13 protein-coding genes and 1 tRNA gene are annotated in these 12,107 nt (G+C 47.6%); 11 read left to right on the top strand and 3 right to left on the bottom strand.

The genetic code is table 11. The features are described from left to right. Positions 1-4 precede the first annotated feature (4 nt). From rpmF to tsaD, 6 genes are read left to right on the top strand one after another with little or no spacing between them, the layout of a single operon-like run. On the top strand, positions 5-187 hold the full coding sequence (gene rpmF, locus CTN_RS02710; RefSeq protein ID WP_038066753.1) for a 50S ribosomal protein L32: 183 nt from the start codon (positions 5-7) through the stop codon (positions 185-187). A 4-nt stretch (positions 188-191) separates the two neighbouring features. Then, positions 192-1,175, top strand: coding sequence for a phosphate acyltransferase PlsX (gene plsX / locus CTN_RS02715; protein WP_015919034.1), 984 nt, complete (start codon positions 192-194; stop codon positions 1,173-1,175). Continuing rightward, positions 1,147-2,970, top strand: coding sequence for a glutamine--fructose-6-phosphate transaminase (isomerizing) (gene glmS, locus CTN_RS02720; RefSeq protein WP_041437512.1), 1,824 nt, complete (start codon positions 1,147-1,149; stop codon positions 2,968-2,970). The genes plsX and glmS overlap by 29 nt, the downstream gene beginning before the upstream one ends. A 19-nt stretch (positions 2,971-2,989) precedes the next feature. Further along, positions 2,990-3,322, top strand: coding sequence for a ribosome silencing factor (gene rsfS / locus CTN_RS02725; protein ID WP_015919036.1), 333 nt, complete (start codon positions 2,990-2,992; stop codon positions 3,320-3,322). 13 nt (positions 3,323-3,335) lie between these two features. Further along, positions 3,336-4,556, top strand: a complete 1,221-nt coding sequence (gene clpX / locus CTN_RS02730) for an ATP-dependent Clp protease ATP-binding subunit ClpX (protein ID WP_015919037.1) — start codon at positions 3,336-3,338, stop codon at positions 4,554-4,556. Continuing rightward, positions 4,553-5,536 carry a tRNA (adenosine(37)-N6)-threonylcarbamoyltransferase complex transferase subunit TsaD gene (tsaD, locus tag CTN_RS02735; protein ID WP_015919038.1) on the top strand — a complete coding sequence of 328 codons (984 nt, stop codon included), beginning with the start codon at positions 4,553-4,555 and terminating at the stop codon, positions 5,534-5,536. Before clpX ends, tsaD begins: the two co-directional genes overlap by 4 nt. Here the strand turns inward: tsaD and CTN_RS02740 are convergent. The 3 genes from CTN_RS02740 to CTN_RS02750 form a co-directional block, all read right to left on the bottom strand. After that, positions 5,533-5,757, bottom strand: a complete 225-nt coding sequence (locus CTN_RS02740) for an FmdB family zinc ribbon protein (RefSeq protein WP_038066756.1) — start codon at positions 5,755-5,757, stop codon at positions 5,533-5,535. The two genes, tsaD and CTN_RS02740, sit on opposite strands and share 4 nt — an antisense overlap. Before the next feature lie 40 nt (positions 5,758-5,797). After that, positions 5,798-5,874, bottom strand: a tRNA-Pro gene (locus CTN_RS02745). Between the two features lie 35 nt (positions 5,875-5,909). Then, positions 5,910-6,239: an SPW repeat domain-containing protein gene (locus CTN_RS02750; RefSeq protein ID WP_038066760.1), complete on the bottom strand. Its 330-nt coding sequence runs from the start codon at positions 6,237-6,239 to the stop codon at positions 5,910-5,912. A 139-nt stretch (positions 6,240-6,378) separates the two neighbouring features. Between CTN_RS02750 and CTN_RS02755 the strand changes: the two genes are divergently transcribed. Genes CTN_RS02755 through CTN_RS02775 form a run of 5 tightly spaced genes read left to right on the top strand, consistent with a single transcriptional unit; the run spans position 6,379 to position 12,105 of the window. Next, positions 6,379-7,734: a GGDEF domain-containing response regulator gene (locus tag CTN_RS02755; RefSeq protein ID WP_038066763.1), complete on the top strand. Its 1,356-nt coding sequence runs from the start codon at positions 6,379-6,381 to the stop codon at positions 7,732-7,734. Between the two features lie 28 nt (positions 7,735-7,762). Beyond that, positions 7,763-9,136 carry an anthranilate synthase component I family protein gene (locus CTN_RS02760; RefSeq protein ID WP_038066766.1) on the top strand — a complete coding sequence of 458 codons (1,374 nt, stop codon included), beginning with the start codon at positions 7,763-7,765 and terminating at the stop codon, positions 9,134-9,136. 5 nt (positions 9,137-9,141) lie between these two features. Next, on the top strand, positions 9,142-10,767 hold the full coding sequence (locus CTN_RS02765; RefSeq protein ID WP_236681755.1) for a bifunctional anthranilate synthase component II/anthranilate phosphoribosyltransferase: 1,626 nt from the start codon (positions 9,142-9,144) through the stop codon (positions 10,765-10,767). Beyond that, complete coding sequence (locus tag CTN_RS02770; RefSeq protein ID WP_081434634.1) at positions 10,742-11,500, top strand: indole-3-glycerol-phosphate synthase; 759 nt, start codon at positions 10,742-10,744, stop codon at positions 11,498-11,500. The genes CTN_RS02765 and CTN_RS02770 overlap by 26 nt, the downstream gene beginning before the upstream one ends. Next, positions 11,488-12,105, top strand: coding sequence for a phosphoribosylanthranilate isomerase (locus CTN_RS02775; RefSeq protein WP_015919045.1), 618 nt, complete (start codon positions 11,488-11,490; stop codon positions 12,103-12,105). The genes CTN_RS02770 and CTN_RS02775 overlap by 13 nt, the downstream gene beginning before the upstream one ends. Positions 12,106-12,107: the final 2 nt, after the last annotated feature.

The raw sequence follows: 12,107 nt of genomic DNA on the forward strand, positions 1-12,107 counted from the left end.
AGGTATGGCAGTTCCGAAGCAAAAAAGATCCCGATCGAGAACACATCACAAAAGAGCAAAGATCTACAGGGCGATCAGTGTTCCTCTGGAAAAGTGTCCGAACTGCGGAGAGTACAAAATGCCACACAGAGTCTGCCTGCACTGTGGTTACTACAAAGGAAAACAGGTTCTCGAGATAGCGGAGTGATGCGGTGAAGATAGCAGTCGATGTGATGGGTGGTGACAGAGCGCCCGATGAAATTTTGAAGGGCGCTCTTTTGGCTTCAAAGGAATTGGAGAGTGAGATCGTCCTCGTAGGACCCAGAGAGATCGTTGAAAATGCGGGTCTTTCGTTTGTTGAGACAACAGAAGTTGTGAACATGGATGATCCACCACTCGAGGTTTTGAGAAAAAAGGACTCATCCATGCACGTCGGTTTGAAACTGGTTGCCGAAGGCAAAGTGGACGCATTTGTGAGTGCCGGAGCAACCGGACCCCTTTTTCTCGGTGCCACTTCCATCGTGGGGAAGATAAAAGGAGTGGAAAGACCAGCCCTTGGCGTGGCGGTTCCTTCTCTCAAAGGCTTCACAGTTTTGATCGATGCAGGAGCGAACGCGAAGGTCAGACCAGAACACCTTCTGGACTTCTCGCTCATGGGAATTGCCTACGCAAGAGTGCTGGGTGTGGAGTCACCAAGAGTGGGGCTTTTGAATATCGGCTCGGAAGAAAACAAAGGTCACGAAGATCTGAGAAAGGCCTTTTCCCTTCTGAAAGAACATCTTGGAGATAACTTTTACGGGAACGTGGAAGGACACGACATAAACCTTGGAACGGTTCATGTGGTAGTGACGGATGGGTTCTCAGGGAACGTTGCTTTGAAGACCATGGAGGGAACGGCAAAGTTGATCACATCTGTGATGAAAGAGTCTATAAAAGAAGGCGGACTTTTTTCTTTGATCGGAGCATTTCTCATGAAAAAGAGCTTTGATCGAATGAGAGAGAGACTCGATCCAAGGACTTACGGAGGAACTTTCATACTCGGTATAAGAGGAATCGTTGTGAAGGCTCACGGTTCCTCGGATGCGAAGGCTATAAGACATGCCATCAGAGTGGCTGAAAGAGGAATCAGGATGAACCTCGTTCGTGAAATTGAGAGGGGGATACCACATGTGCGGAATAGTGGGGATGGTCGGTGAGAACCTGAAACTTGAAGATCTTGTCTCCTCCCTTCAGAAGCTCGAATACAGAGGTTATGATTCGGCAGGGATTGCTTACCTGCAGAAAGATCATTTCGATGTATACAAAAGAAGGGGAAAAATAGACGTTCTGAGAAACGGTCTGAAACAGAAACTGAAAGATAGTTTTCTTGTTGGGATCGCTCACACCAGGTGGGCAACGCACGGAGAACCCAACGATGTGAATGCCCATCCTCACATGGACTGTAGAAAAGAAATCGCCGTTGTTCACAACGGAATAATAGAGAACTACAGGGAGTTGAAAGAATTTCTGGAACAGAAAGGTCACACCTTCTCTTCCGAGACTGATACGGAAGTGATCGCTCATCTCATAGAAGAAGAGTTCGAAGGGGATCTACTGGATGCCGTTTTGAAAGCGGTCAGAAAGTTGAAAGGAGCCTACGCCATAGCGGTCGTTCACAGGAGTATTCCGGATACGATCGTTGCTGCACGAAAGGGCAGTCCTCTTGTTGTTGGAACTGGCAAAGGAGTTGGTATCCTCGCCTCGGATGTGACACCTCTTTTGAGGTTCACAAAGGATGTGGTCTTTCTGGAAGATGGTGACGTTATGGTCCTGAGAAAAGATAGGTTTGAGATCTACAACGTGGACGGGGTGAAACAGAGCAGACGAGTCTACCATGTTGATTGGGATGAAAAATCCGCAGAAAAAGGCGGCTACAAACACTTTATGTACAAAGAGATCATGGAAGATCCACAGGCTCTTGTGAACGCCCTTGTTGGCAGGATAAAGAACGATCGACCGTTCTTTGAGGAACTCGAGCACTACGAGGAATTTTTCAAAAACATAGACAGAATTCGCGTTGTATCGTGTGGGACCAGCTATTACGCAGGACTTGTTTTCAAGTACTTCGTGGAAAACAACACAGATATAGACGTCGATGTGGAGGTTTCGTCCGAGTTTAGATACAAAAGACCTCACGTGAAAGAAGGAGACGTTTTACTGGCGATTTCCCAGTCTGGTGAGACGGCGGATACCCTTGAATCTGTTCGACTCGCAAAAAAGCACGGTGCAAGGATAGTCTCCATAGTGAACGTGGTGGGATCCACACTCGACAGAGAATCCGATGTGACACTCTTCATGAACGCGGGACCGGAGATAGGAGTTGCCGCCACGAAAACCTACGTGGCCGAGCTTGCGGTGCTGTACCTTCTCGGTTTGAAAATAATGGAGATAAACGGATACTGGAATAAAGAAGCGGATGAGATTCTGGACAGGCTCGTTCGAATGCCAGAACTTCTCGAGAATGTTCTCAGGAAAGATCCACAGATAAGGGAACTTTCTGAAAAGTACAAGGATTTCAAACATTTCATGTACATTGGAAGGGGATACGGCTATCCAACGGCGCTCGAGGGAGCTTTGAAACTCAAAGAGATCACGTACATTCACGCCACTGCATACCAGGCTGGCGAGTTAAAACACGGTCCCATAGCGCTCCTTGATCCAGAGTTTCCTGTTTTTGCTGTGATGCCGGATGACTCATTGTTCTTCAAAACCAAAAGTAATGTTATAGAGTCAAAATCCAGGAATGCAAGGGTGATAGTTCTGGGAACAGAGGGGAACAGAAGCCTCGAAGAGATTACGAGTGATATCATACACGTTCCTCCAACGCACGAAAGTCTCTACCCGTTGATGATGGCACCTGTGATTCAACTGTTTGCTTATCACATAGCCGATATGAAAGGACTCGATCCTGACAAGCCAAGGAACCTGGCGAAGAGTGTGACCGTTGAGTGATTTCTGGAGGTGAAAATCGGTGGTCGAGATTCTGAGAAGGCTCATCGAAAAGATTTCTGAAAAGGGCGGAGAAAATCCTGTGGTTCTCGACATGAGAAAAACACCCGTTCCAACAGAATATTTCGTGATAGTCACTGCAAACTCTTACACTCATATGAAGGCCCTGAGAGATGAGTTGGTCGACCTGATAAAGGAGATGTCACTTCCTCTGATTTACTACGACAGGGGTGAGCAATACGAATGGTTGATCATAGACGCTGGAAGCGTGGTTATACACATATTCACCGAAAAGGGAAGGGATTTCTACGATCTGGAAGGTCTGTGGATAGACGCGGACAGAATAGAGATCTGAGGAGGATGAGAGAATGCAGGGTAAGTTCTGCAGTTTCTGTGGGCGAGATATGAGTCAGGTGGAAAGACTGATTGCTGGTCCGAACAACGTTTACATCTGTAACGAATGTGTCGACCTGTTTCATGATCTTCTGAAAAGTGACAGGAAGGTGAGGATAAAGGACGAGATAAAAGAAATACCAACTCCGGCCGAAATAAAGGCAGAACTCGATAAATACATCATAGGTCAGGAGAGAGCAAAAAGGATCCTTTCTGTTGCAGTTTACAACCATTACAAGCGTGTTTTTTCCAATCTCAGTTCAAACGATGTAGAAATAGAAAAATCCAACGTTCTGCTCATAGGTCCAACCGGTACGGGAAAGACTTATCTTGCAAGAATACTTGCAAAGATACTGAACGTTCCTTTTGCCATAGCCGATGCCACACCGCTGACGGAAGCGGGCTACGTGGGTGAGGACGTGGAGAACGTCGTTCTCAGACTCCTGGAGGCAGCAAACTTCGATTTGGAAAGAGCCCAGTATGGAATCATCTACATAGACGAGATCGACAAGATAGCCAAAAAATCACCCAATCCTTCTATAACGAGGGACGTCTCCGGTGAGGGGGTTCAGCAAGCCCTCCTTAAGATACTCGAGGGAACGATTGCCAACGTTCCTCCACAGGGTGGCAGAAAACACCCGTATCAGGAGTTCATAAAGGTGGATACGAGAAACATCCTCTTCATCGTTGGTGGAGCTTTCGATGGACTCGAGGAGATCATAAAAAGACGCCTTCAGAGTACAACGATGGGGTTCGGAGCAGAGATAAAGAGCAAGAAGGAAATGAGAATAGGAGAGATATTGAGACACGTGACGCCAGACGATCTGGTCCAGTACGGTCTCATCCCTGAGTTCGTTGGAAGGTTACCTGTGATCGCCACTCTCGATGATTTGACGGAAGAGGATCTCATCAGGATATTGAAAGAACCAAAGAACGCCATTGTGAAACAGTATCAGAAACTGTTCGAGATAGACGGGGTGAAACTGGAAGTGACCGATGAAGCACTGAGAATCATTGCAAGAGAGGCTCTGAAGAGAGGAACCGGAGCACGAGCTTTGAGAAATGTTTTTGAAGAGCTCATGATAGACATGATGTTTGAACTGCCGAGTTTGAAGAACGTGGAAAAAGTTGTTGTCACCGAAGAGGTTGCTCTTGGCAAAGAAAAACCCATCGTCGTTATGAGGGAGTCTGCATGAGAGTTCTCGGCATAGAAACCTCCTGTGATGAAACGGCGGTGGCCGTTCTCGACGACGGAAAGGATGTGATCGTGAACTTCACCGTCTCGCAGGTGGAGGTTCATCGGAAGTTCGGCGGGGTGGTGCCTGAGGTGGCCGCCAGGCACCACCTCAAAAATTTACCATTTCTTCTGAAAGAAACGTTCAAAAAGGTTGATCCACAAACTGTAGACGTTGTGGCGGCTACTTACGGTCCTGGACTTGTGGGAGCTCTTCTTGTGGGACTTTCTGCGGCAAAGGGACTTTCCATTTCTCTGAAAAGGCCCTTCGTTGGAGTAAACCATATCGAGGCACACGTTCACGCTGTATTTCTGGCAAACCCAACCCTGACTCCTCCCTTCGTGGTTCTCATGGTTTCCGGTGGACATACCCAGCTCATGAAGGTGAACGAGGACTACAGTATGGAGATACTCGGAAGAACTCTGGACGACTCGGCTGGAGAGGCCTTCGACAAGGTGGCCAGGCTTCTTGGTTTGGGCTATCCCGGTGGACCCATCATCGATGAAGTGGCGAAGAAGGGTGATCCGAAGAAGTACAGCTTTCCACGTCCCATGATGGATGAACCGAATTACAATTTCAGTTTTGCAGGGTTGAAGACGGCCGTTCTCTATTTTCTGAAGAAAGAAAAAGATTACAGGGTGGAGGATGTAGCCGCGTCTTTTCAGGAGGCGGTCGTTGATATCCTGGTTGAGAAAACGTTCAGACTCGCAAGAAACCTTGGAATAAGAAAGATCGCCTTCGTTGGAGGAGTGGCCGCAAATTCCAGATTGAGGGAGAAGGTGAACGATCGGGCGAAAAGGTGGGGGTACGAGGTCTTCTTTCCTCCTCTTTCTCTCTGCACGGACAACGCCCTGATGGTTGCCAGGGCAGGCTACGAAAAAGCGAAAAGGGGGATCTTTTTCCCCCTGTATTTGAACGCAGATCCAAATTTGAGTGTTTAATCCTTCTTTTCGGAAGAGGTCGCTGTTTCTTTTTTCCTTTCACTTTTCCTCGAGTCTGTGATGTAAAAACCACTTCCCTTGAATATGATGCCCACTCTTCCTATCGTTCTTTTCATCCTGGCACCGCACTCTTCACAGGTAACTTCTGGTGACTCGTTTATTCCGTGCATGACCGTTGTTTCGTACCCACATTCTTCACACACGTATCTGTACATTGGCATGTCTTTCACCTCCTCCGATTGCTTTTGTTCGATAAAAAAATGGTCGGGGCGACTGGACTTGAACCAGCGACCTCCTGCTCCCAAGGCAGGCGCGCTAGCCACCTGCGCTACGCCCCGAACCAATTAAATGATACCATCTAGTTCGCTTCAGTTCAACTGGTTTGCTCCTTTTTCTTCTTGAGATAGAACGAAAGAATCAGATCCAGAACACCGAAGATGATACCGTTTGCGATGGCAGCTCCTCTAGATCCGGTTATACCGGGTATGAAAGCGGAGATAATGAGCCAGATTCCTGTTAACAAAACGATCCACGCCGGTACTCTGGAGTCTTTCAGGCTTGTCAGCCCTGTGATCAGAAAGATGATTCCCACTACGAGAAAGTTCGCCAGGTTCGCTCCTTTGGATCCCGAAATTCCAGGTATCAGAACTGAGACGATCAACCAGATAGCGAAGATGAGGGTGATCCATCCCTTCACGGTCATGGATGATCACCTCCCAGTTTGATATTTTAACACCGTCGATTCGTTTTACAGATTAAAGTTTTGTGAAAAATCAGAAAAATCCCACTGCAAAAAGCGATGTTGTATCATATGTATTAAGAGTGTCCGATGGGGGGATTTGATGAAAACGGTTCTCATAGTCGATGACAGTAAATTCTGGAGACTTGTCGTGTCCGACATTGTGAGAAAGATCGAAAAGGATGCAGAGGTTGTGCTGGCGGAGAACGGAACGGAAGGGCTTCAGAAAGCATTGAGAAACAGACCAGATTATTTCATTATCGACTACAACATGCCTGACTTTTCTGGGATCTATCTTTCCGTTGTTCTGAGAGAATTCGAAATGTTCAAGAATTCCGGAATAGCAATTCTTACGGGTTCTTCCGATACGGTGAACCAGTTCTGGGCCGAAAGAAGTGGTGCTAACGTCTTCATCAACAAGGGAAAAAAGGAGGAGATAGAAGATAATTTGAGGGCTTTCCTGGAGAAACCCTTCAGATCGAACAAAAGCTGTGAGCTGGAAGAGGTTGGAAACGTTTTTCAGATAGTTGAGAACAGGTTGAAGAGAGAAATGCTGGAAAAAGAGATTTTATCGTATCTGAGATTCACCAGAGACGAAAGGTACGTTGTCTCTTTACTGGGAATTCTATTCAGATACTTTTCTGGATTCGGTGCGTTCAGAGTTCTTCTTCTTTCAACGAGTGAGGGAAGGGTTTATTCTCTTGGAAAGCCTGTGAAAAAGGAACTTTTGAGGGATTATCTCCTTTCCAGAATGGAAAGACCTACTTCCCCTTCCTTCTGGTCGTTTCATGGGGTGTTCAGTGAGGAAGGAAAACCCTCCGAGAACAACCTCCATTTTGTTGTGAAGGATGAAAATGAAGAACTTGGCGTTCTTCTCTTTGAGGATGTGGAAAATCGGTATCTTTTGAACATCGCTCTGAGAAATTCGGTTTCCAGCCTGAGCGTTTTGTTCAGGAATCTGAACGACTTCAGAGATTACATGGTCGCTTCGGAGACCGATTCCCTCACCCAGTTGCTGAACAAAAGAGCTATTATGAAGTTTCTCGAGGAAGCACTCAGAAAAAGAGAAGGTGTAGCTGTCGCCATGTTGGACATCGATGATTTCAAAAAAATAAACGACACCTTCGGACATCCCATCGGCGATGAGGTATTGAAGGTCGTTGGTGAAACACTGAAGAGGACTGTTTCAAACGGCAAGGCTGGAAGGTACGGTGGGGAGGAGTTCATGATCGTGTTTGAAACCGGAGATCGCAATCTGGTTGAAAGCACCATGAACGGTATCATGGAAAAAATTCGAAACTTCAACTGGAAGAGTATATTCAACGTGGAGAGGAAAGTCACACTGAGTGGTGGGGTGGCCTTTTCTGATGAAAACTCCTCTCCCGCCGGACTGGTAGAAGAGGCCGACAAGAAACTCTACGAGGCCAAACGCTCCGGAAAGAACCGCTTCGTGATATAATAACTGAAAAACACAGAGGGTGAGCAGCATGCATGTGCTCAAACTTGTGTCGGATCTTGAAACACCCGTTTCGACTTTCATGAAGGTATCTGCAAACGAGGATTTTGCCTTTCTTCTGGAGAGTGCGGAACTCGGTTCTGCCTTCGGTAGGCATTCCTTCATAGGTATCGGAAGAAGAGATGAGCTTGTGTTCGAAAAGGGAGTTTTGAGATCTTCAAGCCAGCGATTTGAATACGCTTCCTCTCCCCTGAAATCGATCAAAGACTGGCTTGAAGTATACAGATACGAGATCAAACACGACGAACTTCCTTCTTTCAGAGGAGGAGCAGTTGGTTTCGTCAGCTACGATTACATCTCTCACATAGAGAAAGTTAAAGTCAAGGAGTCGATCTTTCCCACTTTCTACTTTGTAATACCTGAACATCTCATAATCTTCGACCATCTGAAAAACAACGTCTTCATAATCAGTGAAAACCCAGAAGATCTTGCATCCAAGATTCTGAAACCCCTTGAAAGCCGTCCGGAAAGGAACATCTTTGTGACGGAGCCAGAGTCGAATTTCGAGCGAGAACAGTTCTACAGAGCTGTTGAGAAGGCCAAAAGGTATATTGTAGAGGGTGATATATTCCAGGTGGTACTTTCCCAGTGTTTCACCTTCAAGACGACTCTGGATCCCTTCTACATATACAGAGCCCTGAGAATGATAAATCCTTCTCCTTACATGTTTTACCTGAAGTTTGGTGACATCATCGTTCTTGGGTCATCCCCAGAGACCATGGCGAAGGTGGAAGGAAATAAAGCCACGGTGAAGCCAATAGCAGGAACCAGGCCGCGCGGAAGAACCGTCGAAGAAGACATGAGGCTGGAAGAAGAACTTCTGAACGACGAGAAGGAAATAGCAGAGCACGTGATGCTTGTCGATCTTGGAAGGAACGACCTCGGCAGGGTTTGCAAGGAAGGAACGGTTCGTGTTGAGAAGAAGATGGTCATAGAAAGGTACTCTCACGTTATGCACATAGTTTCACAGGTGAGTGGAGAGGTGAAAGAGGACAAAGACGCTGTCGATGTTTTCGAAGCCACCTTTCCTGCTGGTACCGTTTCCGGTGCCCCAAAGGTAAGAGCCATGGAGATCATAGAGGAACTGGAACCAACTCCAAGGGGGCCGTACGCGGGCGCAGTCGGGTACTTTTCCTTCCCAGACGAGAACGGAAAAATGAACATGGATTCTGCGATCACCATTCGATCCTTTTTCTTCAAAGGGAAACAGGGATGGCTTCAGGCGGGAGCGGGGATCGTGTACGATTCCATCCCGGAGCGTGAGTACCAGGAAACTCTGAACAAACTGAGGGCACTTTTCAGGAGTCTGGAGATCGCCCAGAGGATCCAGGGGGGATTGCCTTGAAAAGGGTGATAGTCATCGATAATTACGACTCTTTCGTCTACAACATCGTGCAGTATATAGGAGAAGTGGAGCCCGAATGCAGGATAGAGATCTTCAGAAACGATGAGATAACGATCGATGAGATAGAGAAAAAGAACCCAAGTCATATCGTCATCTCTCCCGGTCCCGGAAGACCGGAGGATGCGGGTATCTCCGTTGAGGTCGTGAAGCACTTCAGCGGGAAAGTTCCCATACTCGGTGTGTGCCTCGGGCATCAGGTGATAGGATACGCTTTCGGTGGAAAGATCATCCATGCCAGAAGAATTCTTCATGGAAAGACATCCAGGATTCTGCACAACGGCAAAGATATATTCCAGGGTCTTAAAAATCCCATAGTTGCCACGCGGTATCATTCACTCGTTGTGGAGGAGAGATCTCTTCCTGAAGATCTTGAGGTCACAGCCAGGAGTGACGACGGAGAAATCATGGCTTTGAGGCACAGAGAGCATCCAACGTTTGGAGTACAGTTTCACCCGGAGTCCGTCCTGACGGAGGAAGGGAAGAGGATCATAAAGAACTTTCTGAACCTGGGTGAGAAAAAGGAGCAGGTGGAAACGAGTGCTCTGGATATCGTCTCGGCCATCAGGAAACTTGTGGAGTTTCAGGATCTTTCTTTTGAAGAGAGTCGCCTCGTGATGGAGCACATCATGTCGGGAAAGGCAACGGACGCACAGATAGCGGGGTTCCTCGTGGCCTTGAGGATGAAAGGAGAAACCGGAGATGAACTCGGTGGCATGGCAGTGGTCATGCAAGAGAAGGCAGTTCATGTTAAAGCGCCTTCTCCCCTCACCGTCGATACCTGTGGAACCGGTGGGGATGGATTTGGGACCTTCAACATATCGACTGCAACAGCGTTCGTGGTGGCTTCTGCCGGAATACCCGTTGCAAAGCACGGTAACAGATCGGTTTCCAGCAAGGTGGGAAGTGCCGACGTTCTGGAAGCGGGAGGATACAGACTCGAAAAGACACCAGATGAGATAGAAAAAGAACTCAGGGAGACAGGTTTTTCTTTCCTCTTTGCTCCTCTTCTTCATCCAGCCATGAAGCACGTGATGCCGGCAAGAAGACAGCTCAAAATCAGAACGGCTTTCAATCTCCTTGGCCCCATCACGAATCCCGCTCGCGTGAAACATCAGATCGTTGGTGTTTTTGATTTTTCCTTCGCACACAAGCTGGCACAGGCCCTGCAAAGACTTGGTACAGAGCGTTCTGCGGTCGTCTCTGGAGGCTTCACCGACGAACTCACCACGTGCGGTGAAAACGAGGCTCTTTTGGTCACTCAGGAGGAAATCACACCCTTGATCGTAGATCCAGAGGAACTTGGTTTGAAAAAAGGAGATTCAGAAGAGCTGAAAGGTCCCTCCGACCCCAAGGAAGCCTATCGCTTGATGGAGAGTGTTCTGAAGGGAGAGGCCAGCAGAACGCAGGTGGAAACCGTTGCACTGAACGCGGGTGTGCTGTTCTGGCTGGTTGGGGAGAGCGATACGATCAGAGACGGTGTGGAAAAAGCCCTTGATCTGATCACCTCAGGACAGGCTTACAGAAAGTTGAAGGAGGTAATGGACTATCAGAAAACTCTGGGAAATAGTTGAAAGAAAGAAAGAGGATATTTTGAACATAGAAGAGGAAAAGATCTCTTCGCAGAGGAGAAACCACAGTTTCGTGAAGGCCCTTTCTGGAAGAGAAAGGGTGAAGATCATAGCAGAGTTCAAGAAGGCATCCCCCTCTGCGGGAGATATAAATGCTGATGCTTCTCTGGAAGAGTACATAGAGATATACGACGAACTGGCCGACGCGATCAGCATACTCACGGAGAAACACTTCTTCAAAGGAGACATCGAGTTTGTGAGAGTTGCCAGGAAACTTTCAAAAAGGCCAATACTGGCAAAGGATTTTTACCTTGATCCTGTACAGGTGAGACTGGCTTCCAGTGCCGGGGCAGATGCTGTTCTCATCATCGCTCGCATACTGACAGAGGAACAGATAAAGAACATCTATGAGACGGCAGAGGAGCTGGGAATGGACAGTCTTGTGGAAGTCCATTCCAAGGAAGATCTTGAGAAGGTCTTCTCTGTGATCAGGCCAAAGATCGTGGGAATCAACACGAGGGATCTGGATACTTTCGAGATAAAGAAGAACGTACTCTGGGATCTTTTGCCGCTCATACCGGATGACGTGGTGGTGGTTGCAGAAAGTGGCATAAAAGATCCTGTGGAGTTGAGAGACTTGAAAGGTAAGGTGAACGCTGTTCTCGTCGGCACTTCCATCATGAAGGCGAAGAATCCAAGAAGATTCCTCGAAGAGATGAGAGCATGGTCAGAGTGAAAATCTGTGGGATCACGAATCTGGAGGATGCCTTGTTTTCTGTGGAAAGCGGTGCCGATGCAGTAGGATTCGTGTTCTATTCAAAGAGCAAGCGTTATGTTTCTCCCGAAAAGGCTCGTGAAATTTCTCTCAATCTACCTCCCTTCGTGTTCCGGGTGGGGGTCTTTGTGAACGAATCCCTTGAAAGTGTTCTGGACATTGCTTTTCATGCAGGGTTGAACGCTGTCCAGCTCCACGGTGATGAAAGCGTTGAGTTCTGTGAAAGACTCAACGAAAAGATCATGGTGATAAAGGCCGTGGGAATCTCGGAAGAGCAGGATGTCAGGCGAGCACTTGAGTACAGGAAATTTCCCGTTCTTCTTGACACCAAAGTTTCAGGCTACGGGGGTAGCGGGAAGGTTTTCAACTGGTCAGTTGTTTTGCCTTACAGAGACCAGTTTCGCTATCTCATACTTTCCGGAGGATTGAACCCCAGGAACGTGGAGAGGGCAATCGAGATGGTGAGACCGTTCGCTGTCGATGTATCTTCCGGCGTGGAAATTTCCCCGGGGAAGAAGGATCACAATCTGGTCAGAGAATTCATAAAAAAGGCAAAGGGGCTGTGAGA

Source organism: Thermotoga neapolitana DSM 4359, assembly GCF_000018945.1.
GTDB lineage: Bacteria > Thermotogota > Thermotogae > Thermotogales > Thermotogaceae > Thermotoga > Thermotoga neapolitana.